Genomic DNA, 26,678 nt, shown 5'->3' with positions numbered 1-26,678 from the left:
TGATGGCTTATATACCTAGACTAAAAGAAGAATATAAGAGCAGAGTAATTGCTGCTCTTACAGAAGAATTCGGCTACAAAAATGTAATGCAAGTTCCAAAATTGGAAAAAATTGTAGTAAGCCGTGGTGTTGGTGCAGCTGTGTCTGATAAAAAACTTATCGATTACGCTGTAGAAGAATTAACAAAGATTACTGGTCAAAAAGCGGTAGCTACTATCTCTAAAAAAGACGTTGCGTCTTTCAAATTGAGAAAAGGAATGCCAATTGGTGCTAAAGTAACCCTTCGTGGAGAAAGAATGTATGAGTTCTTAGATAGATTGATTACTTCATCTTTACCACGTGTAAGAGACTTCAACGGTATCAAATCTACAGGTTTTGACGGTAGAGGAAACTACAATCTTGGAGTTCTTGAACAAATTATCTTCCCAGAAATTGATATTGATAAAGTAAATAAAATTGCTGGTATGGATATTACTTTTGTTACATCTGCAAGCACAGATAAAGAAGCAAAATCGTTATTAGCTCAATTAGGTTTACCTTTTAAAAAGAATTAAGACATGGCTAAAGAATCAATGAAAGCCCGTGAGGTTAAAAGACAAAAAACGGTAGAAAAATATGCAGAGAAAAGAAAAGCTTTGTTAGAAGCTGGAGATTACGCTGCATTACAAAAATTACCGAAAAATGCTTCACCAGTTCGTTTACACAATCGTTGTAAATTAACAGGTAGACCAAGAGGGTATATGCGTCAATTCGGTATTTCACGTGTAACATTCCGTGAAATGGCTAACCAAGGATTGATTCCAGGAGTTAAAAAAGCTTCTTGGTAGTTTGCAAAAAAGTATTATATTTGCAAACTTAAAATATTAAAGTTTAATAGGTTAAAGGTTCAACTCACTGAGGGTGAGTTGAAAACCATAACCACAATTTTGTTTATATGTATACAGATCCAATTGCGGATTTCTTAACAAGAATTAGAAACGCGGTGAAAGCGAACCACAAAGTGGTGGAGATTCCTGCTTCTAATTTGAAAAAAGAGATCACAAAAATCTTATTCGATCAAGGATATATCCTTAGCTACAAATTCGAAGACAGTACTGTTCAAGGTACTATCAAAATCGCTCTAAAGTATGATAAAGATACTAAAGAGCCTGTGATTAAAGATATTCAAAGAATTAGTAAACCAGGTTTACGTAAGTACGCAGGTGCAGCTAAATTGCCTAGAATTTTAAATGGTTTAGGTATTGCTATCGTGTCAACTTCTAAAGGAGTTATGACAGGTAAACAAGCTAAGCAGTTAAATGTTGGTGGTGAAGTAATTTGTTACGTATACTAAAAAAGAGATAAGAAATGTCAAGAATAGGTAAAAATCCAATTGTAATTCCAGCGGGTGTAACTGTAGAAGTTAAAGATGCTGTAGTTACAGTAAAAGGAAAACTAGGGCAACTTTCTCAAGAGTTTACAAGCAATGTTACTGTAACTGTTGAAGAAAATCAAGTTCTTGTTTCAAGAGCTGCCGATAGCAAAGAAGAAAGAGCTCAACACGGTTTGTATAGAGCTTTAATCAATAACATGATTACTGGTGTATCTACTGGTTTTACAAAAGAATTAGAATTAGTGGGAGTAGGTTACAGAGCTTCTAATCAAGGAAATAAACTTGATTTGGCTTTAGGTTATTCTCACAATATCGTTTTAGAGGTGGCTCCTGAAGTTACAGTAGAGACTGTTTCTGAAAAAGGTAAAAATCCAATTGTAAAGCTAACTTCTCACGACAAACAATTATTAGGACAAGTAGCGGCTAAAATCCGTTCTTTCCGTAAACCTGAACCTTACAAAGGAAAAGGTGTGAAATTTGTAGGTGAAGTATTAAGAAGAAAAGCAGGTAAATCAGCTTAAAAATTAAGATTATGTCATTAACAAAATCTGATAGAAGACAAAGAATACAGTACAGAATTAGAAAGATTGTTAGCGGAACTGCTGCAAGACCTCGTTTATCTGTATTCAGAAGTAACAAAGAAATCTATGCTCAGCTTATAGATGATGTGAATGGTGTTACATTGATAGCAGCTTCTTCTCGCGAAAAAGGTGTTGATACTAAAGGAACTAAAATCGAAGTTGCTGCTGCAGTGGGTAAATTGGTTGCTGAAAAAGCTGTAAAAGCTGGTATCGAAAATGTTACATTTGATAGAGGTGGATATTTATATCACGGTCGTGTTCAATCATTAGCAGAAGGTGCGAGAGCAGCTGGATTAAAATTCTAAGAAATTATGTATCATAATTATAAAAACGTAGAGTTAGTAAAACCAAGCGGTCTTGAATTAAAAGATCGTTTAGTTAGTGTGAATCGTGTTACTAAAGTTACAAAAGGTGGTAGAGCTTTCGGTTTTTCTGCTATTGTAGTTGTAGGTGACGAGAACGGTGTGGTTGGACACGGATTAGGAAAATCAAAAGATGTTTCTGAAGCTATTGCTAAAGCGGTAGAAGATGCAAAGAAAAACTTGGTGAGAATTCCTTTAAGTGGTCAGTCTGTTCCTCACGAGCAAAAAGGTAAATTTGGTGGAGCAAGAGTATTTTTAATGCCTGCTTCTCATGGTACTGGAGTAATTGCTGGTGGTGCTGTTCGTTCAGTTCTTGAATCAGTAGGTATTCACGATGTATTATCAAAATCTCAAGGTTCTTCGAATCCTCATAACGTAGTAAAAGCAACTTTTGATGCTTTATTACAAATGAGAAGTGCAGCTACTGTAGCTAAACAAAGAGGAGTATCTTTAGAGAAAGTATTTAAAGGTTAATTCAAGGAAATTATGGCAAAGATTAAAGTAAAACAAGTAAGAAGCAAAATCAACTGTCCAGAAAACCAAAAAAGAGTTTTAGTCTCTTTAGGTTTACGTAAAATAGGACAAGTTGTTGAGCACGATGCAAATCCTGCTATCCTTGGAATGGTAAATAAAGTTAAACATTTGGTTTCTGTAGAAGAAGCTTAATAACTGATATTGTTATGAATTTAAGTAATTTACAACCAGCTGCAGGTTCAACGCACAACCAAAACAAAAGAGTAGGTAGAGGTGAAGGTTCTGGTAAAGGTGGTACCGCTGCACGTGGTCACAAAGGAGCTAAGTCTCGTTCTGGTTACTCTAAAAAGATTGGTTTTGAAGGAGGTCAAATGCCACTTCAAAGACGTGTTCCTAAATTTGGTTTCAAAAATATCAACAGAGTTGAATACCAAGGTATTAATTTAGATACTTTACAAGCTCTTGTTGATAACGGTATCGTAACGGATACAGTAGATTTTGCTACTATCGTTGGAAACCGTTTAGCTACTAAAACTGAAGTTGTGAAAATCTTAGGTAGAGGTGAGCTAAAAGCAAAATTAAAAGTTAGTGCACACAAATTCACGGCTACTGCTAAAGCTGCTATCGAAGCTGCTGGTGGTGAAGCTATAGAATTATAATTTTCTGAACACGATGAAGAAATTTATTGAATCATTACAAAACGTTTGGAAAATTGAGGAACTAAGAAACAGAATCCTAATTACATTAGGATTTCTGTTAGTTTATCGTTTTGGTGCTCAGGTGACTTTGCCTGGAATTGATGCTACTAAGTTGCAAGGATTAACTGATCAAACCGACAAAGGTATTGGTTGGTTAATTGATGTTTTCACTGGTGGTGCTTTCTCTCAGGCTTCAGTTTTTGCCTTGGGTATTATGCCTTATATTTCTGCTTCTATTGTAGTACAGTTAATGGGAATCGCTGTTCCTTATTTACAGAAATTACAAAAAGAAGGAGAAAGCGGAAGAAAGAAAATGAACCAAATTACAAGATGGTTAACTATTGGTATTACTCTAGTTCAAGGTCCTGGTTATATTTATAACTTGTACAGAACATTGCCTGCCGATGCTTTCTTGTTAGGATTTAATTCATTTGCATTCTTATTCTCGTCTGTAATTATCTTGACTACAGGTACAATTTTTGCAATGTGGTTAGGAGAAAAAATTACTGATAAAGGTATTGGAAACGGTATTTCTTTATTAATTTTAGTTGGTATCGTTGCAAGATTACCGCAAGCGTTCACTCAAGAATTTTCTTCAGTGATTTCAAATAACAATGGAGGACCAATGTTATTGGTTTTAGAAATTATTATTTGGTTACTTGTAATTGTAGCTTGTATTTTGATGACAATGGCTGTTCGAAGAGTGCCTGTTCAGTATGCTCGTCGCACCGTTTCAGGTGATATGGAGCAAGATTTAATGGGTGGTAATCGTCAGTTTATCCCGCTAAAATTAAATGCGTCTGGAGTTATGCCAATCATTTTTGCTCAGGCAATTATGTTTATTCCTGCTGCTGTAGCCGGATTATCATCATCGGAAACAGCTCAATCAATCAGCACAAGATTTCAAGATATTTTCGGATGGGAGTATAATTTATTATTTGCTACATTAATCGTAGTTTTTACGTATTTTTACACAGCAATTACCATCCCTACTAATAAGATGGCTGATGATTTGAAAAGAAGTGGAGGTTTTATTCCTGGTGTTAAACCTGGAGTTGAAACGGCTGACTTTTTGGATAGAGTGATGTCTTTAATTACTTTCCCAGGATCTTTATTCCTTGCTTTGCTTGCTGTGTTCCCAGCAATTGTAGTAAGTGTATTAGGTGTACAAGCACAATGGGGATTGTTTTTTGGAGGTACATCATTGTTAATTTTGGTTGGAGTTGCAATCGATACAATTCAGCAAATCAATTCATATTTGTTAAACAAACATTATGATGGTTTGATGAAGAGTGGTAAAAACAGAAAAGCATTAGCTTAATATGGCAAAACAATCAGCAATAGAACAAGACGGTTCAATCATTGAAGCATTGTCAAATGCGATGTTCCGTGTTGAGTTAGAGAATGGGCATATCGTTATTGCTCACATTTCAGGAAAAATGCGTATGCATTACATCAAATTATTACCTGGTGATAAAGTGAAACTGGAAATGAGTCCTTACGATTTATCCAAAGCAAGAATTACTTATAGATACTAAAGCTACTAAAATGAAAGTAAGAGCATCAGTAAAAAAACGTAGTGCCGAGTGCATTATCGTACGTAGAAAAGGAAGATTATACGTTATTAACAAAAAGAATCCTAGATTTAAACAAAGACAAGGATAATTATGGCAAGAATAGCAGGGGTAGATATACCTAAAAACAAAAGAGGAGTTATCGCTTTGACATATATCTTCGGAATTGGAAAAAGCAGAGCTATCGAAATTCTAGAAAAGGCTCAAGTGAGTCAAGATAAAAAAGTTCAAGAGTGGAATGACGAAGAAATTGGAGCTATCCGTGACGCAGTTTCATACTACAAAATTGAAGGTGAATTGCGTTCTGAAACTTCATTAAACATCAAGCGTTTAATGGATATCGGATGCTACAGAGGAATCCGTCACAGATCAGGGCTTCCATTAAGAGGTCAAAGAACTAAAAACAATTCTAGAACTAGAAAAGGTAAAAGAAAAACTGTTGCTAACAAGAAAAAAGCAACTAAATAATAAGTAGTAATATGGCTAAGACAAGCACAAAAAAACGTAAAGTTATCGTTGAGTCGACAGGAGAAGCTCATATTAGTGCAACTTTTAACAACATCATCATTTCGTTAACTAACAAAAAAGGTGAAGTTGTTTCATGGTCATCAGCTGGAAAAATGGGCTTCAGAGGTTCTAAAAAGAATACTCCGTATGCAGCTCAAATGGCCGCTGAAGATTGTTCAAAAGTAGCATTAGAGGCTGGGCTTAAAAAGGTGAAAGTTTTTGTGAAAGGTCCTGGAAATGGTAGAGAATCGGCAATCCGTTCTCTTCACAATGCAGGAATCGAAGTAACAGAAATCATCGATGTTACTCCATTACCTCACAACGGATGTCGTCCTCCAAAAAGACGTAGAGTTTAATTTATTTAAGTATAACTAGGTAGAAAACAGATTATCGGAGGATACTGACCTGAATTCATAATCTCTACCTTAAAAATTTTTAAAATGGCAAGATATACTGGTCCAAAAACAAAAATTGCTCGTAAATTTGGCGAAGCAATCTTCGGAGATGATAAAGCCTTCGAAAAAAGAAATTACCCTCCAGGGCAACATGGTTTAGCTAAAAAGAGAGGTAAAAAATCTGAATATGCAATCCAGTTAATGGAAAAGCAAAAAGCTAAATATACTTATGGTATTTTAGAAAAACAATTCAGAAACTTGTTTGAAAAAGCTGCTGCTTCTAAAGGTGTAACTGGTGAAATCCTTTTACAATTATGTGAAGCTCGTTTAGATAACGTAGTTTATAGAATGGGTATCGCTCCGTCAAGAAGAGCTGCACGTCAAATTGTAACTCACAGACATATTACTGTAAATGGTGAAGTGGTTAACGTTCCTTCTTACCATTTAAAACCTGGTGACAAAGTTGCTGTTCGTGAAAAATCTAAATCATTAGAGGCTATCGAACGTTCTTTAGCTGCTTCTTCTCATGTTTATGAGTGGATTACTTGGAATAACGATACTAAAGAAGGTACTTTCGTATCTGTTCCTGCAAGAATTCAAATTACAGAGAACATTAAAGAACAACTAATCGTCGAATTGTACAACAAATAATAATTGACATCAGTCGAAAATTTATGGCAATATTTAATTTTCAAAAGCCCGATAAAGTTATCATGATCGATTCTACCGATTTTGAAGGTAAGTTTGAATTCAGACCTTTAGAACCGGGATATGGATTGACTGTTGGTAACGCACTTAGAAGAGTTTTACTTTCAGCATTGGAAGGTTATGCTATCACATCTGTACGCATTGAAGGTGTTGATCACGAATTCTCTACTATTTCTGGTGTTGTTGAAGATGTTACCGAAATTATCCTTAATCTGAAACAAGTACGTTTAAAACGTCAAATCGAAGATATTGATAACGAAGCTGTGACAATATCAATCACAGGAAAAGATCAAGTTACTGCAGGTGATTTCCAAAAATTCATGTCTGGTTTCCAGGTGTTAAACCCGGAATTAGTAATTTGCAATTTAGATAGTAAAGTAAACCTTAACATGGAAATTACTATCGAAAAAGGTAGAGGATATGTACCTGCAGAAGAGAATAAAAAACAAAACGCTGCAATTGGTACGATCTTTACAGATTCAATCTTTACTCCAGTAAAGAACGTGAAGTATGCTATCGAAAACTTCCGTGTAGAGCAAAAAACGGATTATGAAAAATTGGTTTTTGAAATTAAAACTGATGGTTCTATTCACCCTAAAGATGCTCTAACAGAAGCTGCTAAAGTATTAATTCACCACTTTATGTTGTTCTCAGATGAGAGAATCACATTAGAGGCTGATGAGATCGCTCAAACTGAATCTTACGATGAGGAGTCTTTACACATGAGACAGTTGTTAAAAACTAAACTTGTGGATATGGACTTGTCAGTGAGAGCATTAAATTGCTTAAAAGCTGCTGAAGTTGATACGTTGGGCGACTTAGTATCGTTTAATAAAAATGACTTAATGAAGTTCCGTAACTTTGGTAAAAAATCATTAACAGAGCTTGATGAATTAGTAGCCAACAAGAATTTAACATTCGGAATGGATTTGTCAAAATATAAGTTAGATAAAGAATAAATTACTTCATATTTTGCTCTCCAAGGTGGATCGAAGCAAGATGAAGTACAAAAAGTAACGTCATGAGACACGGAAAAAAAGTAAACCATTTAAGCAGACAAACTGGGCATAGAAAAGCTATGTTGGCTAATATGGCTTGTTCTCTAATCGAGCACAAGCGTATTAACACTACTGTTGCTAAAGCTAAAGCATTAAAACAATTTGTTGAGCCGCTTATCACAAAGTCAAAAGAAGATACTACTCACAACCGTCGTATCGTTTTTTCTTACTTAAAAAGCAAATACGCTGTAACAGATTTGTTCAGAGATGTAGCTGCAAAAGTAGGCGATCGTCCAGGTGGATATACTCGTATTATTAAATTAGGAAATCGTTTAGGAGATAACGCTGATATGGCGATGATCGAATTAGTAGATTTCAACGAGTTATACAACGGTGGTAAAAAAGAAGTTAAAAAAGCAAAAAGCCGTCGTGGTGGAAAAGCTAAAAAAGCTGAATCTGCTCCTGAAGCTCCTGCTGCTGAAGAATCTTCTGAAACTGCTGAATAAGATGAATCTTACTTCATAAATATTTAAGGATAAACTTTATAGTTTATCCTTTTTTTTTAGATAAATTTGCAAAACTTTTTTTTACAATGCAACACACTACATCACAATCTGCAATACTACTACTGGCAGATGGTACTATTTTTCACGGTAAATCAATCGGAATCTCTGGGAAAACCTTTGGAGAGGTTTGTTTTAATACCGGAACTACTGGTTATCAAGAAATTTTCACAGACCCTTCTTATTATGGACAGATTATGGTTACGACCAATGCCCATATCGGGAACTATGGTGTAAATGAAGAGGAGGTAGAATCAAATTCTATTAAAATAGCGGGTTTGGTTTGTAAAAAATTCTCTACTTTTCATTCGAGACCATATTCAGAAAGTAATTTATTTGATTATTTTAAAAAGCAAAATCTGATCTGTATATCCGATGTGGATACTCGTGCTCTCGTATCATACATTAGAGATCATGGTGCACAAAACGCTGTGATATGTACTGATGGGACACCAGTTGATGAGTTAAAAGCGCTTTTGGCACAGACACCTGATATGGTAGGTTTAGAATTGGCTTCGAAAGTTTCTACTAATCAGCCTTATTTTTACGGAAACGAAAATGCAACCTATAAAATTGCAGCTTTAGATTTAGGAATTAAAGAAAATATCTTAAGAAATTTAGCAAAAAGAGATTGTTACGTCAAAGTATTCCCTTATAATTCTTCTTTTGAAGAGCTTAAAGCTTTCAATCCTGATGGCTATTTCTTGTCAAATGGGCCTGGCGATCCAGATCCTTTGGATGGTGCTATAAATGTAGCAAAAGAAATCATTGCTAATAACTACCCGTTGTTTGGCATCTGCTTAGGACACCAGATTATTGCTTTAGCCAATGGTGTTTCAACCTATAAGATGTTTAATGGGCACAGAGGAATCAATCATCCGGTTAAAAATTTAATAAGTGGAAAAGGAGAAATTACTTCTCAAAATCATGGTTTTGCTGTGAATAAAGAAGCGTTGGACAATCATCCTGATTTAGAAATTACACATATTCATTTAAATGACGGAACTGTAGCTGGAATGCGAATGAAGTCTAAAAACTGCTTTTCAGTACAATACCATCCTGAGGCAAGTCCCGGGCCACATGATTCGTCTTATCTATTCGATCAATTTTTAGACAATATTAAATCGGCTAAAAATTAAAACTAAAACGTTATCGTTAATAACAATTTTATTTTAACTATGGTTGTTTGTGTAGATTAAATAAATTTGTAAAATGTTCTTTTAGTAGAATAGTGTGATAGATTTATAACAAATAAAAAGAATAACAATGAGTATTATTATAAAAGTACATGCAAGGCAAATCCTTGATTCAAGAGGTAATCCTACAATCGAAGTGGATGTGGTAACTGAAAATGGTATTTTAGGACGAGCTGCTGTTCCTTCTGGTGCTTCAACCGGAGAACATGAGGCGGTAGAATTACGTGATGGAGGTAAGGCTTTCATGGGTAAAGGAGTTTTAAAAGCAGTTGAAAATGTTAATACTACTATAGCAGAGGCGTTGTTAGGAACTTCAGTTTTCGAGCAAAATTTGATTGACAAAATCATGATCGATTTAGATGGTACTTCTAACAAATCTAACCTAGGAGCGAATGCTATCTTAGGAGTTTCTTTGGCTGTAGCCAAAGCAGCAGCTAACGAGTTAGGTTTGCCTTTGTATCGTTACGTAGGAGGTGTTTCAGGTAATACGTTACCGGTTCCTATGATGAATATTATTAACGGAGGTTCACACTCTGATGCGCCTATCGCTTTCCAAGAGTTTATGATTATGCCGGTTAAAGCCACTTCGTTTACGCATGCGATGCAAATGGGTACTGAAATTTTCCACAATCTTAAAAAAGTATTACACGACAGAAACCTTTCTACCGCGGTTGGAGATGAAGGAGGTTTTGCGCCTAACTTAGCAGGAGGAACAGAAGATGCTTTAGATTCTATTAAGGTTGCTGTAGAAAACGCAGGGTATACTTTTGGTGAGGATATCATGATTGCTTTAGATTGTGCTGCTTCTGAGTTTTATGTGGACGGAAAATATGATTATACGAAATTTGAAGGTGAAAGCGGAAAAATTAGAACATCTTCTGAGCAAGCAGAATATTTAGCAGAATTAGCTTCTAAATACCCGATTATATCGATCGAGGACGGAATGTATGAAGATGACTGGGAAGGATGGAAGTTGTTAACAGAAAAAATTGGTAATAAAGTGCAGTTGGTAGGAGACGATTTATTCGTGACCAATGTTGAACGTCTATCAACAGGAATTGAAAAAGGTATCGCGAATTCAATTTTGATTAAAGTGAATCAAATTGGTACTTTAACTGAAACTATTGCTGCAGTTAATATGGCGCATAATGCAGGTTATACATCGGTAATGTCACATCGTTCGGGTGAAACAGAAGACAATACTATTGCAGATTTAGCTGTTGCTTTAAATTGTGGTCAAATTAAAACGGGATCGGCTTCTCGTTCAGATCGTATGGCAAAATACAATCAATTATTGCGTATCGAAGAAGAATTAGGAGATGTAGCGTATTTCCCTGGAAAAAATGCATTTAAAGTCAAATAATAAACCGCTTTTTTAAAGTCTAAAAGTCTGATTATCTTAAAATAATCAGACTTTTTTTATATATGTAAAGAAGATGTATATTAAATTTACGAATTTTATAAAATTATTAACGAAAACGTTTCCTTAAAACTTTTTTATTTGATTCTTATTTCGTTAAATTTGTTAAAATATATATTAAGATTAATTCCCAAATTACATTATGTCAAAAACAGCGATATTAGAATTTGATGGCAATAAATATGAATTTCCGGTAATCGTAGGAAGTGAGAATGAGGCTGCCATCGATATAGAAAAATTACGTGCTTTAACAGGTGCGATTACATTAGATCCGGGTTATAAAAACTCAGGTTCTTGTAAAAGTGATATTACTTTCCTTGATGGGGAAGAAGGTATTCTTCGTTACAGAGGGTATGCCATTGAAGATTTAGCAGATAAAGCCAACTTCTTAGAAGTGTCTTATTTGGTTATTTTCGGTGAATTACCAACAAAAGAACAGTTAACACAGTTCGAAACAGATATCAGAAGATACACTTTGGTGAATGAAGAGATGAAAAACATCATTGATGGTTTCCCTAAGACTGCCCATCCTATGGGAGTGTTATCTTCTTTGACTAGTGCATTAACTGCTTTCAATCCTAAGGTGGTAAATGTTGAAAACGAAAAAGAAATGTATGAAGCAGTATGCAAAACAATGGGTAAATTCCTAGTTATTGCTACTTGGACCTACAGAAAAATGATGGGTTATCCTCTAAATTATTATGATAATACTATTGGTTATGTAGAGAATTTCATGCAATTAATGTTTAAACTACCTACTGGTCCATACGAAATCAATCCAGTGGTTGTAGATGCATTAGATAAGTTATTTATTTTACATGCAGATCACGAGCAAAACTGTTCAACATCTACGGTTAGAATTGTTGGTTCTTCTCATGCAGGTTTGTTTGCTTCAATATCAGCAGGTGTTTCGGCACTATGGGGACCACTTCACGGAGGTGCTAACCAAGCGGTATTGGAAATGTTAGAAGAAATTCAAAAAGATGGTGGAGATGCTGATAAGTATTTAGCGAAAGCGAAAGATAAAAACGATCCTTTCCGCTTAATGGGATTCGGTCACCGTGTTTATAAAAACTTTGACCCTCGTGCAAAAATTATCAAAAGAGCGGCTGATGAAGTGTTAGCAACTTTAGGAGTAAATGATCCTATTTTGAATATTGCTAAAAAATTAGAAGAATCTGCTTTACAAGACGAGTACTTCAAATCTAGAAACTTATATCCTAACGTAGATTTCTATTCTGGTATTATTTACCGTGCTTTAGGAATCCCAACAGATATGTTTACAGTATTATTTGCTATTGGTCGTTTACCAGGTTGGATAGCACAATGGAAAGAAATGCGTGTGAACAAAGAACCTATCGGTCGTCCTCGTCAAGTGTATACAGGTCATCCTTTGAGATCCTTTATACCAATGGATAAAAGATAAAGATTAAATTTAATATCAAGAAAGCTTCTCTAATAGAGAGGCTTTTTTTTATATTTGCTCGTTAAGAAACAGATGGTGCGATACGTTCGTACGACAATCAAATAAAATCTTTATGAGTACTAATGTTACTTTTTTAATCAACAAATCCGAAATTACCGCCGGTACGCGGGGAGCATCTTTGGGGCCAGATGCTATCATGACTGCTGCCAGGACAAAGGGGAGTTACCTTTTTGGAGAAAACACTCTCGAACAACTGAATATTACCAACGCATTTTTAGACCGACCTACCAAATATCCTTTCGCAAAGCGAATTGACGGACTTCTTTCCGTTTATCAGGAACTTAATACTAAAGTCGCTGATATTTTAAACAAAAACTCTTTTCCAATTATTTTAGCAGCAGATCATGGTTCTGCAGGAGGAACTATTTCAGGAATCAAATCGGCTTTTCCTGACAAACGAATTGGTGTGGTTTGGATTGATGCACATGCGGATATTCATACGCCTTATACAACTCCTTCTGGCAACATGCATGGCATGCCTCTGGCTTCAGTAATGAATCTAGATAATTTAGAATGTAAAGTCAATGAGGTTGATCCCGAAACAGTATCGCTGTGGAACGAACTCAAAGCTGTGGGAGGAATAACCCAAAAGATTAACCCAAAAGATGTAGTTTATGTCGGGGTTCGTGATACCGAAGAGCAAGAAGAAAAAATTATAAAACAACTGGGCATAAAATGGTTTACTGTAGATGATGTACACAATCAAGGAATAACAGCCATCGTGCAACAGATTGAGGAACAATTAAAAGATTGCGATTTTGTGTACGTTACTTTTGATGTAGATTCCATGGATCCTGAATTGACTTCATACGGTACCGGGACTCCAGTTCCTAATGGAATTTCACCAATAGAAGCCAAAGGATTACTAACAGCTTTATCTCAAAATCAAAAAACAGTGTGCTTGGAAATTGTAGAAGTTAATCCATGTTTGGATGAAAAAGGAAATACAATGGCAGAAGTAACACTAGAGATTGTTGAAGCGATAACGGATGTAATAAAAAACAGAAAATGAAACAAAACACCAATACAATCTTGATGATTCGTCCGGTTGCTTTTAGAAGCAATGAACAGACAGCTGTAAATAACTTCTATCAAAAAGAATTCAAAGGAATGTTGCCAGCAGCAATTAATGCCAAAGCGCAACAAGAGTTTGATGGTTTGGTAGAAAAATTAAAAGCAGTAGGTGTTCATGTTATTGTGTTGGATGACAGTAAAGAAAACGATACTCCGGATAGTATCTTTCCAAACAACTGGATCTCGTTTCATGAAAATGGTGAGGTAGCTTTGTATCCGATGTTTGCAGAAAATCGTCGTTTGGAGCGTCGTGAAGATGTTCTAGATGCAGTGGAAGCTCAAGGATTCGTGATTGAAAGCGTGATGGATTATACCGAAGCAGAAGAGCAAGAGGTATATTTAGAAGGAACCGGAAGTGTGGTTTTGGATAGAGCCAATGGCAAAGCCTATTGCGCTTTGTCTCCTCGTGCAGACGAAGAATTGTTTATTGAATTTTGTGAAGACTTCGAATACACTCCGGTAATCTTTAAAGCCTATCAAACAGTAGGAGAAAACCGTGAACTTATTTATCATACCAATGTGATGATGTGCGTAGGTGATACCTTTGCTGTCGTTTGTGCCGAATGTATTGAGGATAAAACGGAGCGCAAAAATGTATTAGAAAATCTACGCCAAGATGGCAAAGAAATTATTCTGATTTCTGAAGCCCAAGTGAATCATTTTGCTGGAAATATGTTAGAAGTTTTAGGAGATAAAAACCAGCATTATTTGGTGATGAGTGAACAAGCTCGTCAATCGTTATCAACAAAACAAATAGAGCAGTTAGAAAAACATGCTGTAATTTTAAGTGCTAATTTAGAAACTATAGAAACGTGTGGCGGAGGAAGTGCGCGATGTATGATGGCAGAAGTTTTTCTTCCAAAAAAAATAACATCCCTAATTAATTAAAATAAAAAGACCAATACTATTCATCAGCAATAGTATTGGTTTTTTTTCTTTTAAAAATTTCCTTTAATGATAGTGAGTAAAGCATTCACGATATACTGAATACCAATCGCAATGACAAAGAATCCAACGATTCGCGAAATGGCTACAATTCCCGCTTCACCCAAATATTTTACTAGATAATTGGCACTTCTCAATACGAGATAGATCGATAAAGCTACGGCTAAAATAGCGCCAATAGCAATGGAAATAGCGGTCAAATTATGGTGTTCTTGATAAAATGCAATTAATAAAGAAATAGAGCCAGGACCTGCCAATAGAGGCATTGCCAACGGAGTTAATGCAATAGCATGTTTTTGTTGTGCTTCATCTTCCACTTTTTTATTGATTCCCTTTCTTTTTTTTACTTTTCCAGACAAAAGTCCAAAACCAGAATTGGCAATAATAAGTCCTCCAGCGATTCGCAATGATTCGAGACTAATTCCAAAAAAACGCAAGACATATTCCCCCATGAAATAGGCTACAATCAATATTATAAATACATTAACAGCTGTCCAGAATGATGTTTTAATTAATTCTTCCCGACTATAACCATTGGTCAAACCAACAAATACTGGGATAGCTCCGATAGGGTTTAAAACAGAAAATAAGGCGGCGAAGATGTAAAAGAATAAATCCATAGTTTTTTGGTAAAGTTAGCTTCTTATTGAGTATGTAATATAAAAGAAATGTTAAGTAACTATTTCTATAAGATTAAAAGTACTAATTTTATTGAATAATAAAAAGAACAATGAAAACATTAGTTATAGGAGCTTCCTCTAATCCGGAACGATACGCATACAAAGCCATCAATATGTTATTGCAGCATGGTCATGAAGTAGTAGCCGTTGGATTAAAAAATGAAAAAGTTGCCTCAGTAGCAATAGAAACTGGATTTCCTGATTTTCAAGGGATTCATACGGTAACTTTGTATCTTAATCCTTTACGACAAAAGGAATATTACGACTACATTATCAACTTAAAACCACAAAGAGTTATTTTTAATCCAGGGACAGAAAATCCAGAATTTTACACCCTTTTGCAACAAAATAATATTCAAGTAGAAGTGGCTTGCACACTAGTCTTGTTAACAACACATCAGTTCTAGAGTCGAAATATTTTTTAAAGATTTAGCCACAAGAGTTTAAAATGAACTCCTAGTTTTAAAATCGTGTTTGCCCTGTGGCTGGTTTGCTGATTAAAAATAAACCTAAAAATGTGATAAGTCCGTTAACAATGATTAGTTCTTCGGCCAAGGTATAACCATTTAACCATTCTGATGAATTTGCCGAAATGATGTAGCAAATGGCTGGTGAAATTAAACAAATAAAAGGAACCAGTTTGTCATTTACAGTCTTCGATTTTACAAATAATCCAAAAGCATATAGGCCTAGAAGTGGTCCATAAGTATAAGAGGCAATTCTGAAAATCATTTTTACGACTGAAGCATCATTTACAGCGTTAAAAAAGACAATGACCAAGAACATCAATAAAGAAAAACCAATATGGACCCAGTGTCTAGTTCTTACTGCAGCTGGGTTATTCTGATTTTCGGCTTTATCCATTCCTAAGAAATCTACGCAAAAAGAAGTGGTTAATGCCGTCAGAGCCGAATCGGTTGTCGCAAAAGTTGCGGCAGTAAGCCCTAATAAGAACACAATAGCCGGGATTAAACCAAGGGATTTTAGGGCTATTTCAGGAAATAAAAAATCGGTTCTTGCGACATCATCTACCATAGGAACACTGATACCGTTTTTTTCGGCATACATGTACAACAAAGCCCCAACACTCAAAAAGAAAAGGTTAATGATGACAAATATACCGGTGAAAGTAAACATGTTTTTTTGAGCTTCTCCAATAGTGGCACAACTCAAATTTTTCTGCATCAAATCCTGATCCAAACCAACCATGGCGATGGTAACAAAAATTCCGCCCAACAATTGTTTCCAGAAATAATTGCCTTTCAGATAATCTTCAAAAAAGAAAATTTTAGAATATTGACTTTCTTTAACGGTTTCAAAAGCTTGTATCACAGAAAGATCGAGACTTTTACAAATGAAGATAATAGTCAAGAATACCGATAAAACAAGAAAAAAGGTTTGTAAGGTATCGGTAATAATAATAGTTTTAAGGCCTCCTTTATAGGTGTAGGCAAAAATTAAAAGTAACGATAACAGTACAGTAAAAGTAAAAGGAATGCCGTAATGGTCAAAAACATAGCGTTGCAATACAATCACAACTAAGTACAATCTAAAGGCAGAACCAATTGTTCGACTAATAAGGAAGATCGTCGCCGCCGTTTTGTAACTCACCGTGCCTAATCGTTGTTCAATATAACCATAAATGGAAGTCAGATTCATTCTGTAATAAAGAGGAAGTAATACTTTGGCGATGATTAGAAAGCCAATAGCATTACCCAAAACAAATTGGAAATATTTAAATTGCAAATCCGGATTCCCTACTTCGCCCGGTACTGAAATAAAAGTCACTCCAGACAAAGCCGTGCCTATCATTCCGAAAGCAACCAAATACCATTTCGAGTTTTTATTAGCCTTAAAAAAAGCATCATTGCCACTGTCTTTCTTGCTGACAATGTGGGAGATGAAGAATAAAATTCCAAAATAAACTACAATTAAGGATAAAATGGCAAATGGTGACATCAGATTTCAAATTTATTTTGTGCCAATTTACATAAATAATCTTCAATTCATCAAATTTTATAAATTTCAAATTAACTACTTTTGTTCCATGGAATTTTCTTCGAAACTTTTAGAAAAAGCAGTAAGTGAAATGTCGCAATTACCAGGTATTGGTAAACGAACCGCTTTGCGTTTGGTATTGCATTTGTTAAAACAGCCCAAAGAGCAAACCGATTTCTTAACGCAGGCATTAACCAACATGCGCAACGATATCAAATTTTGTAAAAACTGTCACAATATTTCTGATATAGAAGTATGTGAGATTTGTGCCAACCCTTCACGCAATTATAAAATAATTTGTGTGGTGGAAGATGTAAGAGATGTCATGGCGATAGAAAATACCGGACAGTTCCGAGGAATATATCATGTATTAGGAGGAAAAATTTCGCCTATTGATGGCATAGGGCCTAGTCAATTAAATGTAGCGTCATTGGTAGAAAAAGTCAAAGCGGGTAATGTTGAAGAAATTATTTTTGCCTTAAGTTCCACCATGGAAGGGGATACGACCAATTTTTATATCTACAAACAAATCAAAGATTCAGGAGTTACAACCTCTTCTATTGCGAGAGGAATATCAGTGGGCGACGAATTAGAGTATGCAGATGAAGTAACCTTGGGAAGAAGTATTGTTAACAGAATTCCTTTCGAAAACTCCCTGAGAAATATTTAAAATAATTTAATTTTAATTACGTTTCTTTTTTACAAATGAAAAGTTATATTTGTTTTCCAAAATCCCGCTTATAATGAACAAAATATATAGTTTTTTAATAGTATTATTGTCTTGTTTTTTGACCACTTCTTGTATCACAAACAAAGATTTGGTTTACATACAAAAAGCGGAAACAGCGAGCGAGTCCGATGTAATTCAGCCCGTGGCTATAAAACCCTACAGGGTGAAGGTAAACGATGTGTTGAGCGTCACTATTAAAGCTTTGGATCAAAAATTGGTAGCGATGTTTAATCCTTCTCCAGAAAATGCGCTTTCAAGAAGTGATCAGTCGTTGTATTTTGATGGTTTTACGGTAGATGATCACGGAAATATTCGAGTGCCTGTTTTGGGAGAATTACAAGTTTTGGGGATGACTTTCGAAGAAATCAGACAAAAAATTGAAAAACAACTTTTAGAAGAATATTTAAACAAAGAAGCGGATCTTTTTGTTACCGTAAAAATAGGTGGATTACGATATACCATTAATGGCGAAATAGGATCTCCGGGAACTAAAACCTTGTTTCAAGACAAAGTGACTATTTTGGAAGCTATCGCAAACAGCGGGGATATAACGTTGGTAGGAAATAGAAAAGATGTGGTGATTGTAAGACAATTTCCTCATGGGACAGAAATCCACACAGTGGATCTTACTTCTGTTGAGGTGATGAAATCTCCTTATTATTATGTTCAGCCTAATGATTATATTTATATCAAGCCTTTAAAGCAAAAAACAAGAGGTTTTGGTACCAATGGTTTACAAACGGTAACCACTTTGTTGAGTACTATGGGAATATTGTTTACCACTTATTTATTAATAAAAAACAACTAATTCAGAATGTTAGATACCAAAGATTTTACATTCTTCGAATCGCATAATACTTTTGATTTTAAAGCATTGTTTTCTAAAATCATAGCGTATTGGTATTGGTTTTTAATCGCCTTGTTAATTACTTTCACGGTTGCTTATCAGGTGAATATCCGTAAACAAAAAATTTACGGGATGTCAACTACCATTGCCTATAAAGAAGAAAACAATCCTTTTTTTACGTCGAATACTAGTTTAGTTTTCAATTGGGGAGGTACCTCAGATCAGGTTAGTACCTTAATGTCTACCATCAAATCGCGTTCACACAATGAAGATGTAGTCAGAGAATTGCAATATTATGTAGAGTACCTGCGCCAAGGAAAATACAACATGGAAGACGCTTACGGGGAAGTTCCTTTCGTAGTAAAGTTGAACAAACACTTACCGCAGTTAATAGGGAGAGTCATCAATATTCGTTTTATCAATGCGAAGACTTTTGAAATAGCAATCCCTTTTCAAGAGGCCAAGGTAGGATTGTATAATTATACAACTGATGAATATTCGCATACAAATGTGCCTGTTGGAGAGTTTAAAAAGCAATACAAAATAGGCCAGCAAATAGCGCTACCGTTTTTAAATTTAAAATTAGAACTTACCGATAATCCTGGTTTTTACGAAGGTGCTTCTTATATGATTCGTTTTGCTGATTTTAATGGTGTAGTTGCAGGATATCAAGGAATTGATGTAGAGAGCGATGCCAAAGCAGGATCTATTGTAAGACTCGGTCTGTCGGGTACAAACAAAGCCAGAATGGTTGATTATCTTAATGGAACAGTGAATGTTTTAATTAAGAAACAATTGCAAATGAAAAACCAGTTTGCTGCAAATACTATCGATTTCATTGATAGTACTTTAGTTGCAATGGAAGGACAACTGAAAAACACCGAAGATGAATTAAAAAAATTCAGTCGCGATAAAAATATTTTTGAAGTAGAAGATGGTGGCGAAAAATATTCTTCTTTGCTCTCAGATCTCGATACAGAAAAGGATTTAATCGAAAGAAAAATTGTGTATTACGACAGATTGAAAAACTATTTATTGAGCAATGAAGATTTTTCACGTCTGCCAGCACCATCAGTTGCAGGAATAGATGATCCCAACATAATTGCGAATATCGCAAAGCTAACCGGACTCTCGGCGGAGAGAGCTGAAATGGCGTATACCGTTAAGAGCGATAAAAAGTTTAAAGATTTCGATAATCAAATGGAGGCTTTGAAAAAAGTCTTACTAGAGAATATCGCTACAGCAAAAGCGGCTGTTCAGTATGACTTAAGAGCCATCAATAAAAAAATAAGTGTTGCCGAGCAAAACATTAAAAAGTTGCCGGAACAGCAACAGGAGTTGGTTAAAATCAATCGTAAATACGACTTGAGTAAAAACATATACAACACCTTCCTCGCAAAAAGAAGTGAAGCGGATATTGTTAGAGCAGCCAATCTTTCAGATATTCAGTTTATCGATCCAGCCAAAGATACGGGAGGAGGTTTGATAGGTCCTAAAACCAGTGTGAACTACGTAATGGCACTTTTTCTCGGATTGTTAATTCCGTTTCTGCTGATTTTTGTTTTGACTTTACTGGACAATACCATCAAGAATATTGAAGATATAACCCGATTAACCAAAATTCCTGTTATTGGTGTTATCGGAAAAAAACATACCACGACGAATTTGGCCGTATTCGAAAAACCAAAATCAGCTTTGGCGGAGAGTTTTAGAGCGGTTCGTTCCTCTTTACAATTTTTATACAAAAAGCAACAAGCAGGTTCTAAAGTGTTAATGCTAACATCTTCCATTAGTGGTGAAGGAAAGACATTTTGTTCCATGAATATTGCTACGGTTTTTGCAATGAGTGAAAAGAAAACCGTAATTGTTGGTTTGGATCTCAGAAAACCAAAGATTTTCCAAGATTTTGGGTACGAAAATAATATAGGGGTAGTAAATCATTTAATAGGTCAAAAAACACTCGAAGAAATAACATTAAAAACGGAAATTCCTTATCTGGATCTTATTACTTCTGGACCCGTTCCTCCTAATCCTTCTGAACTAATTATGAGTGAGAATATGAGGGAGTTAATAGAGGAGTTAAAGGCTAAGTATGATTATGTGATTCTCGATACACCACCTGTCGGATTAGTTGCCGATGCTTTAGAGTTAACAGAGTATTGTGATGCGACTATTTATGTGGTAAGACAGGGAATTACTAGAAAAGACATGCTTACTTTAGTGAATAATAAACACAAAAGGGGGGAGTTAGAAAATATAAGTATTTTATTCAATGGTTTCGAAAATAAGGCCAAATACGGTTATGGTTATGGCTACGGATATGGCTACGGTTACGGTTATGGGGCCTATGGTGAAGGTTACTTAGAGATGCCGGAAAAAAGAAACAGAATAAAAGAGTGGGTCGATAAATTTTTTAAAAAATAAATGAATACTTCCGAAATAAAAATACTCATCACGGGTGGTGCAGGATTTATAGGTTCTAATCTTTGTGAATATTTTCTAAATAAGAAATATCAAGTAGTTTGTTTGGATAATCTGGCTACGGGGTATTGTAAAAATATTGAACATTTATTAGATGACCCTAATTTTACTTTTATCGAAGGGGATATTAGAAATTTTAAAGATTGTCAAAAAGCAGTAGAAGGAGTTCATTATGTTTTACATCAAGCGGCTTTAGGTTCGGTACCGCGATCCATACAAGATCCTCTTTCTTCCAATGAAGTAAATGTAACGGGTTTTTTAAATATGTTACAAGCCTCAAAAGAAGCCGGAATAAAGCGTTTTGTGTATGCAGCAAGTTCTTCTACGTATGGAGATTCAGAAAGTTTACCCAAAGTGGAAGAAGTCATAGGGAAACCTCTTTCGCCTTACGCCATTACCAAATATGTCAATGAACTTTATGCAGAAATATTCGGAAAAACCTACGGTATGGAAACCATCGGACTCCGTTATTTCAATGTTTTTGGTCGAAAACAAGATCCAAATGGAGCCTATGCGGCTGTGATTCCTAAATTTGTATTGCAGTTCATGCGATATGAAAGTCCAGTGATTAATGGAGATGGAAATTATTCTCGCGATTTTACCTACATAGACAATGTAATTCAAATGAACGAGTTGGCCATGTTGACGCAAAATCCTGATGCCATCAATACGGTCTTCAACACGGCTTTCGGAGACAGAACTACTTTAAATCAATTAGTGGCTGTCTTGCAAGAAGAACTGGCCCGATTTGATCCTAAAATTGCAGACGTAGAAATTAAACATGGTCCGAACCGAATCGGAGACATACCTCATTCGTTAGCCAGTATAGATAAAGCAAAAAAAATATTAGGATATAATCCGCAATACTCGTTGCAACAAGGAATTAAGGAAGCCGTGCAATGGTATTGGAATAATTTAAAACAATAAAATGAAGATTGGAGTGATTGGTCTGGGGTATGTAGGCCTGCCATTGGCAAGATTGTTTGCTACCAAATATAATGTCATAGGTTTTGATATTAACAAAAACCGAGTGGCTGAGCTAAATCAAGGAAAAGACCTTACGTTAGAAGTCAGTGAAGAGGTACTTCGTTCTGTTTTGAAAACAGTGAATAAAGAAGAAAAGGGCTTGTTTTGTTCGTCATCTCTAGAGGATATAGCAGACTGTAATTATTATGTGGTGACGGTACCTACACCGGTCGATAAACACAATAAACCGGATTTAAAACCTTTGTATAAAGCGAGTGAAACTGTTGGAAAAGTACTAAAAAAAGGAGATATTGTGATTTATGAATCTACCGTATATCCTGGAGTAACGGAAGAAGAGTGTGTGCCGGTTTTGGAGCGCGTGAGCGGATTAAAATTCAATGTTGACTTTTTTGCTGGCTATTCACCGGAAAGAATCAATCCGGGCGATAAAGAGCATACCGTTGAAAAAATATTAAAAGTAACTGCCGGTTCTACTCCTGAAGTAGGCGAAAAGGTAGATGCGTTGTATCGTTCGGTAATCACTGCCGGAACCCATTTAGCACCTTCAATTAAAGTAGCGGAAGCAGCCAAAGTAATAGAAAATTCTCAAAGGGATATCAACATTGCTTTTGTGAATGAGTTGGCAAAGATTTTTAATTTATTAGAAATCGATACACAAGAGGTACTTAAAGCAGCCGGAACCAAATGGAATTTTTTACCTTTTAAACCTGGATTAGTTGGAGGACACTGTATAGGTGTAGATCCATACTATTTGGCACAAAAAGCACAAGAAAAAGGATACCATCCTGAGATTATTCTAGCGGGTCGCCGATTAAATGACAGTATGGGCGAATATGTAGCCGCTCAGGTGGTGAAATTAATGATAAAAAAAGGAATTGCGATTAATAGTGCGAAGGTTTTAATGTTAGGAATTGCTTTCAAAGAAAATTGCCCGGACGTTCGAAATACCAAAATAGTAGATGTCATTGCGGCGCTGAACGATTACGGAATCAGCGTGACCATCTACGACCCATGGGTCAATCCTGCGGAGGTGAGGCACGAATACGGTTTAGAAACAGTGACCACATTACCACAAGATAAATTTGATGCCTTAGTATTGGGGGTAGCTCACAAAGAGTTTTTAGAAATAGATTTAGTACAATTACGAAAAGAAAATTCTGTTTTGTATGATGTGAAAGGAGTTTTAACCACTCATGTCGATGGAAAACTGTAATTTTACAAGGTTAAAATGAAAAATATGAAGATTGATTCTATTTGTTGTATAGGAGCAGGCTACGTAGGAGGGCCTACTATGGCGGTTATTGCACAGAAATGTCCCGATATAAAAGTGACGGTGGTGGATTTGAATGAAGCACGAATTGCGGCTTGGAACGACACCGATTTAAACAAATTACCGGTGTATGAACCCGGATTAGCCGAGGTGGTGAAAGAAGCTCGTGGCAGAAATCTATTCTTTTCTACGGAAGTGGATAAAGCCATAGACGAAGCACAAATGATTTTTATTTCGGTGAACACGCCTACTAAAATGTATGGTGCAGGAAAAGGAATGGCTGCCGATTTAAAATACATTGAATTATGTGCGAGACAAATTGCTAGAGTCGCTAAATCCGATAAAATCGTGGTTGAAAAATCTACCTTACCGGTACGTACGGCCGAGGCCATTAAAAGTATTTTAGACAATACAGGCAATGGAGTGAATTTTCAAATTTTATCCAACCCTGAGTTTTTAGCGGAAGGGACCGCAGTACAAGATTTACACAATCCTGATAGAGTACTTATCGGTGGAAATGATCCGGAAGCGATTCAGGCATTAGCAGAGGTATACGGTCGTTGGGTACCCCAAGAACGAATTTTAACTACTAATGTTTGGTCTTCGGAATTGTCAAAATTAACGGCCAATGCTTTCTTAGCACAACGTGTTTCTTCTATCAATGCTATTTCTGAATTGTGTGAAAAAACAGAAGCGGATGTGTCAGAAGTCGCCAAAGCGATTGGAATGGATTCTCGTATTGGATCAAAATTCTTAAAAGCTTCTGTTGGTTTTGGAGGTTCTTGTTTCCAAAAAGACATTCTTAATTTAGTATACATCGCCAAGTCTTATGGATTGCACGAAGTAGCTGATTATTGGGAACAGGTGGTGATTATGAATGACCATCAGAAACATCGTTTTGCTAAAAATATTGTAAGAACACTATACAACACTGTATCGGGTAAAAAAATTGCGATGTTGGGTTGGGCTTTCAAAAAAGATACGAATGATACTCGTGAATCGGCAGCAATTAATGTAGCACAAGATTTAATCAACGAAGAAGCCAAAGTAGTAGTCTATGATCCTAAAGTAGAAAAAAGTCAAATAGAATTCGATTTAGGAAACCAATCGGAAGCAATCGCTGTAGAAACCAATCCATACGAAGCGTGTAAAAATGCGCATGCCATAGCAATATTGACAGAGTGGGATGAGTTTACCACTTACGATTGGCAAAAAATTTATGATTCAATGTTGAAACCTGCTTTTGTTTTTGATGGAAGAAATATTCTCGACAAACAAAAAATGAAAGACATCGGTTTTGTTTACAATGCAGTAGGAAGTTCAAATTAAGCGTATGAAAAACATTTTAATAACAGGAGGAGCAGGATTTATAGGTTCACATGTCGTGAGAAGGTTTGTGCAAAACTATCCCAATTATCATATCTATAACCTAGATGCTTTGACTTACGCTGGGAATCTCGAAAACATAAAAGATATAGAGAACGAATCGAATTATACTTTCTTAAAAGGAGATATCGTCGATGAAGCGTTTCTTCACACTATTTTTGAAAAATATCAGTTCGATGGAGTTGTTCATTTGGCAGCCGAATCTCACGTAGACCGCTCTATAACGGATCCTTTGGCTTTTGTGAAAACAAATGTCATTGGAACCATGAATTTGCTAAACGCGGCAAAAGAACTTTGGAAAGGAAATTATGAGGGAAAACGATTTTATCATATTTCCACAGATGAGGTGTATGGAAGTTTAGGAGAAACCGGATTATTTACGGAAACTACGGCATACGATCCTAATTCTCCGTATTCGGCTTCAAAAGCAAGTTCAGATCATTTTGTAAGAGCGTACGGTGAAACTTATGGATTACCGTATGTGATCACCAACTGTTCAAACAATTACGGACCGTATCATTTTCCGGAAAAACTGATTCCTTTGTTCATTAATAATATCATCAACAACAAGTCGTTGCCAGTATATGGAGATGGAAATTATACCCGTGATTGGTTATTTGTAAAAGACCACGCGGTAGCCATTGATTTGGTATTTCACCAAGGGAAAAATCACGAAACCTATAATATAGGTGGATTTAACGAATGGAGAAACATCGATTTAGTTCGTTTGTTGTGTCAAAAAATGGATGATAAATTAGAAAGAGAAAAAGGAACCTCAGAAAAGTTAATCACCTTCGTAAAAGATCGTCCCGGTCATGATTTGCGTTATGCCATTGATGCTTCAAAAATCAATCGCGAATTAGGATGGAAACCTTCCGTAACTTTTGAAGAAGGATTGGAACAAACCATCGATTGGTATCTGGCCAACACCGAATGGCTCAATCATGTCACTTCGGGAGAGTACACCAAATATTACGAAAAACAATATCAATAGCCATAAACGTTAGTGCTTAGCATTTTTAATTTTTGCTAATACTAAAGACGCAAGGCAGAAGGCTCATACTATGAAAGGAATTATTTTAGCAGGAGGTTCAGGAACCCGTTTACACCCTTTAACGCAAGTGGTGTCCAAACAGTTATTACCGGTATATGATAAACCGATGATCTATTATCCGTTATCGGTTTTGATGTTAGCGGGAATAAAAGAAATCTTGATTATATCGACACCGCATGATTTGCCTAATTTTCAACGTTTATTTGGAGATGGCAGTCAAATTGGTTTAAAACTTTCGTATGTAGAACAACCTTCGCCGGATGGATTGGCACAAGCATTTATTTTAGGGGAGGAATTCATCGGAAACGATGATGTGTGTCTCATTTTGGGAGATAATATTTTCTACGGAGCAGGGTTGCAAAACTTGCTATCCAATGCAGTAAATATTGTAGCAGAGAAAAAAGAAGCGACAGTGTTTGGCTATTATGTAGACGACCCGGAACGTTACGGAGTAGCAGAGTTTGACGAGCAAGGCAAAGTATTGTCTATCGAAGAAAAACCGATAAAACCGAAATCCAATTTTGCGGTGGTAGGCTTGTATTTCTATCCGAATTCGGTAGTAGAAATTGCCAAAAATGTAAAACCTTCCCATAGAGGGGAATTAGAAATAACTTCGGTAAATCAAGCTTATCTAGAACAAGGTAAATTGAACCTACAGTTAATGGGGCGTGGTTTCGCATGGTTAGACACTGGAACACACGAATCACTAACAGAAGCGACCGAATTTGTAAAAGCGGTGGAAAAACGAACAGGTCTGAAAATTGCCTGTATCGAAGAAGTAGCCTATCGCAAAGGTTTTATAACAAAAGAACAATTTGAAGATACTGCTGCAACTCTAGGGAAAAGTACCTATGCGGAGTATTTGAGGAAGATAATTGTTTGACATATTTGA

The 26,678-nt window shown here is 35.8% G+C and carries 32 protein-coding genes; 30 read left to right on the top strand and 2 right to left on the bottom strand.

The window, feature by feature from the left end; genetic code table 11:
• The first annotated feature begins 2 nt into the window (after positions 1-2).
• From rplE to ctlX, 21 genes are all read left to right on the top strand, one after another.
• Complete coding sequence (gene rplE, locus NAT50_RS07285; protein WP_250592563.1) at positions 3-554, top strand: 50S ribosomal protein L5; 552 nt, start codon at positions 3-5, stop codon at positions 552-554.
• A gap of 3 nt (positions 555-557) precedes the next feature.
• Positions 558-827 (top strand): 30S ribosomal protein S14, encoded by a 270-nt coding sequence (gene rpsN, locus NAT50_RS07280; RefSeq protein WP_250592562.1) that lies wholly within the window; start codon positions 558-560, stop codon positions 825-827.
• A 107-nt stretch (positions 828-934) separates the two neighbouring features.
• Positions 935-1,333, top strand: a complete 399-nt coding sequence (gene rpsH / locus NAT50_RS07275) for a 30S ribosomal protein S8 (protein WP_250592561.1) — start codon at positions 935-937, stop codon at positions 1,331-1,333.
• Between the two features lie 14 nt (positions 1,334-1,347).
• On the top strand, positions 1,348-1,893 hold the full coding sequence (gene rplF / locus NAT50_RS07270; RefSeq protein WP_250592560.1) for a 50S ribosomal protein L6: 546 nt from the start codon (positions 1,348-1,350) through the stop codon (positions 1,891-1,893).
• Positions 1,894-1,904: 11 nt separating this feature from the next.
• Positions 1,905-2,258 carry a 50S ribosomal protein L18 gene (rplR, locus tag NAT50_RS07265; RefSeq protein ID WP_250592559.1) on the top strand — a complete coding sequence of 118 codons (354 nt, stop codon included), beginning with the start codon at positions 1,905-1,907 and terminating at the stop codon, positions 2,256-2,258.
• Positions 2,259-2,264: 6 nt separating this feature from the next.
• The gene (gene rpsE / locus NAT50_RS07260) at positions 2,265-2,789 is read left to right on the top strand and encodes a 30S ribosomal protein S5 (protein ID WP_250592558.1); all 525 of its coding nucleotides are present in this window, start codon (positions 2,265-2,267) and stop codon (positions 2,787-2,789) included.
• Between the two features lie 12 nt (positions 2,790-2,801).
• A complete protein-coding gene (gene rpmD, locus NAT50_RS07255; protein ID WP_250592557.1) occupies positions 2,802-2,981 on the top strand; it encodes a 50S ribosomal protein L30 in 180 nt (59 codons plus the stop codon).
• A gap of 14 nt (positions 2,982-2,995) precedes the next feature.
• Positions 2,996-3,448: a 50S ribosomal protein L15 gene (rplO, locus tag NAT50_RS07250; protein WP_250592556.1), complete on the top strand. Its 453-nt coding sequence runs from the start codon at positions 2,996-2,998 to the stop codon at positions 3,446-3,448.
• A 13-nt stretch (positions 3,449-3,461) separates the two neighbouring features.
• A complete protein-coding gene (gene secY / locus NAT50_RS07245) occupies positions 3,462-4,808 on the top strand; it encodes a preprotein translocase subunit SecY (RefSeq protein WP_250592555.1) in 1,347 nt (448 codons plus the stop codon).
• Between the two features lies 1 nt (position 4,809).
• On the top strand, positions 4,810-5,025 hold the full coding sequence (gene infA, locus NAT50_RS07240) for a translation initiation factor IF-1 (protein WP_007136545.1): 216 nt from the start codon (positions 4,810-4,812) through the stop codon (positions 5,023-5,025).
• Between the two features lie 10 nt (positions 5,026-5,035).
• A complete protein-coding gene (gene ykgO / locus NAT50_RS07235) occupies positions 5,036-5,152 on the top strand; it encodes a type B 50S ribosomal protein L36 (protein WP_002987490.1) in 117 nt (38 codons plus the stop codon).
• A gap of 2 nt (positions 5,153-5,154) precedes the next feature.
• Positions 5,155-5,529, top strand: a complete 375-nt coding sequence (gene rpsM / locus NAT50_RS07230; protein WP_250592554.1) for a 30S ribosomal protein S13 — start codon at positions 5,155-5,157, stop codon at positions 5,527-5,529.
• Positions 5,530-5,540: 11 nt separating this feature from the next.
• Positions 5,541-5,924, top strand: a complete 384-nt coding sequence (gene rpsK / locus NAT50_RS07225; protein WP_250592553.1) for a 30S ribosomal protein S11 — start codon at positions 5,541-5,543, stop codon at positions 5,922-5,924.
• 84 nt (positions 5,925-6,008) lie between these two features.
• On the top strand, positions 6,009-6,614 hold the full coding sequence (gene rpsD, locus NAT50_RS07220) for a 30S ribosomal protein S4 (RefSeq protein WP_250592552.1): 606 nt from the start codon (positions 6,009-6,011) through the stop codon (positions 6,612-6,614).
• 23 nt (positions 6,615-6,637) lie between these two features.
• Complete coding sequence (locus tag NAT50_RS07215; RefSeq protein ID WP_250592551.1) at positions 6,638-7,630, top strand: DNA-directed RNA polymerase subunit alpha; 993 nt, start codon at positions 6,638-6,640, stop codon at positions 7,628-7,630.
• A 62-nt stretch (positions 7,631-7,692) separates the two neighbouring features.
• The gene (gene rplQ / locus NAT50_RS07210) at positions 7,693-8,175 is read left to right on the top strand and encodes a 50S ribosomal protein L17 (RefSeq protein ID WP_250592550.1); all 483 of its coding nucleotides are present in this window, start codon (positions 7,693-7,695) and stop codon (positions 8,173-8,175) included.
• A gap of 86 nt (positions 8,176-8,261) precedes the next feature.
• Positions 8,262-9,371, top strand: coding sequence for a glutamine-hydrolyzing carbamoyl-phosphate synthase small subunit (gene carA / locus NAT50_RS07205; RefSeq protein WP_250592549.1), 1,110 nt, complete (start codon positions 8,262-8,264; stop codon positions 9,369-9,371).
• A gap of 127 nt (positions 9,372-9,498) precedes the next feature.
• Positions 9,499-10,791, top strand: coding sequence for a phosphopyruvate hydratase (gene eno / locus NAT50_RS07200; RefSeq protein ID WP_250592548.1), 1,293 nt, complete (start codon positions 9,499-9,501; stop codon positions 10,789-10,791).
• A 199-nt stretch (positions 10,792-10,990) separates the two neighbouring features.
• Positions 10,991-12,274, top strand: coding sequence for a citrate synthase (locus NAT50_RS07195; RefSeq protein WP_250592547.1), 1,284 nt, complete (start codon positions 10,991-10,993; stop codon positions 12,272-12,274).
• A gap of 112 nt (positions 12,275-12,386) precedes the next feature.
• A complete protein-coding gene (rocF, locus tag NAT50_RS07190) occupies positions 12,387-13,346 on the top strand; it encodes an arginase (RefSeq protein ID WP_250592546.1) in 960 nt (319 codons plus the stop codon).
• Positions 13,343-14,296: a citrulline utilization hydrolase CtlX gene (gene ctlX / locus NAT50_RS07185; RefSeq protein ID WP_250592545.1), complete on the top strand. Its 954-nt coding sequence runs from the start codon at positions 13,343-13,345 to the stop codon at positions 14,294-14,296. The genes rocF and ctlX overlap by 4 nt, the downstream gene beginning before the upstream one ends.
• A 50-nt stretch (positions 14,297-14,346) precedes the next feature.
• On the opposite strand, the gene NAT50_RS07180 is transcribed toward ctlX, so the two are convergent.
• Positions 14,347-14,973 carry a MarC family NAAT transporter gene (locus NAT50_RS07180; RefSeq protein ID WP_250592544.1) on the bottom strand — a complete coding sequence of 209 codons (627 nt, stop codon included), beginning with the start codon at positions 14,971-14,973 and terminating at the stop codon, positions 14,347-14,349.
• 110 nt (positions 14,974-15,083) lie between these two features.
• On the opposite strand from NAT50_RS07180, the gene NAT50_RS07175 reads away from it, so the two are divergent.
• A complete protein-coding gene (locus NAT50_RS07175; protein ID WP_250592543.1) occupies positions 15,084-15,440 on the top strand; it encodes a CoA-binding protein in 357 nt (118 codons plus the stop codon).
• A gap of 55 nt (positions 15,441-15,495) precedes the next feature.
• Here the strand turns inward: NAT50_RS07175 and NAT50_RS07170 are convergent, their stop codons facing one another.
• Positions 15,496-16,992, bottom strand: coding sequence for a sodium:solute symporter (locus tag NAT50_RS07170; protein WP_250592542.1), 1,497 nt, complete (start codon positions 16,990-16,992; stop codon positions 15,496-15,498).
• A gap of 88 nt (positions 16,993-17,080) precedes the next feature.
• On the opposite strand from NAT50_RS07170, the gene recR reads away from it, so the two are divergent.
• The 8 genes from recR to rfbA all read left to right on the top strand — a co-directional run bounded on the left by recR (position 17,081) and on the right by rfbA (position 26,669).
• Positions 17,081-17,701 carry a recombination mediator RecR gene (gene recR / locus NAT50_RS07165; RefSeq protein WP_250592541.1) on the top strand — a complete coding sequence of 207 codons (621 nt, stop codon included), beginning with the start codon at positions 17,081-17,083 and terminating at the stop codon, positions 17,699-17,701.
• Positions 17,702-17,774: 73 nt separating this feature from the next.
• The gene (locus NAT50_RS07160; RefSeq protein WP_250592540.1) at positions 17,775-18,569 is read left to right on the top strand and encodes a polysaccharide biosynthesis/export family protein; all 795 of its coding nucleotides are present in this window, start codon (positions 17,775-17,777) and stop codon (positions 18,567-18,569) included.
• A 6-nt stretch (positions 18,570-18,575) separates the two neighbouring features.
• On the top strand, positions 18,576-21,032 hold the full coding sequence (locus NAT50_RS07155) for a polysaccharide biosynthesis tyrosine autokinase (protein ID WP_250592539.1): 2,457 nt from the start codon (positions 18,576-18,578) through the stop codon (positions 21,030-21,032).
• Positions 21,033-22,016, top strand: a complete 984-nt coding sequence (locus NAT50_RS07150; protein ID WP_250592538.1) for an SDR family oxidoreductase — start codon at positions 21,033-21,035, stop codon at positions 22,014-22,016.
• Position 22,017: 1 nt separating this feature from the next.
• Complete coding sequence (locus tag NAT50_RS07145) at positions 22,018-23,289, top strand: nucleotide sugar dehydrogenase (RefSeq protein WP_250592537.1); 1,272 nt, start codon at positions 22,018-22,020, stop codon at positions 23,287-23,289.
• A gap of 24 nt (positions 23,290-23,313) precedes the next feature.
• Positions 23,314-24,675, top strand: coding sequence for a UDP-glucose 6-dehydrogenase (locus tag NAT50_RS07140; RefSeq protein ID WP_250592536.1), 1,362 nt, complete (start codon positions 23,314-23,316; stop codon positions 24,673-24,675).
• A 4-nt stretch (positions 24,676-24,679) separates the two neighbouring features.
• Positions 24,680-25,726 (top strand): dTDP-glucose 4,6-dehydratase, encoded by a 1,047-nt coding sequence (gene rfbB, locus NAT50_RS07135; protein WP_250592535.1) that lies wholly within the window; start codon positions 24,680-24,682, stop codon positions 25,724-25,726.
• Positions 25,727-25,796: 70 nt separating this feature from the next.
• The gene (gene rfbA / locus NAT50_RS07130) at positions 25,797-26,669 is read left to right on the top strand and encodes a glucose-1-phosphate thymidylyltransferase RfbA (protein ID WP_250592534.1); all 873 of its coding nucleotides are present in this window, start codon (positions 25,797-25,799) and stop codon (positions 26,667-26,669) included.
• Positions 26,670-26,678: the final 9 nt, after the last annotated feature.

This window comes from Flavobacterium luminosum (assembly GCF_023635005.1).
Lineage (GTDB): Bacteria > Bacteroidota > Bacteroidia > Flavobacteriales > Flavobacteriaceae > Flavobacterium > Flavobacterium luminosum.
The sequence above is the reverse complement of the archived record's forward strand: the minus strand, read 5'-3'. Positions and strand labels throughout refer to the sequence as shown.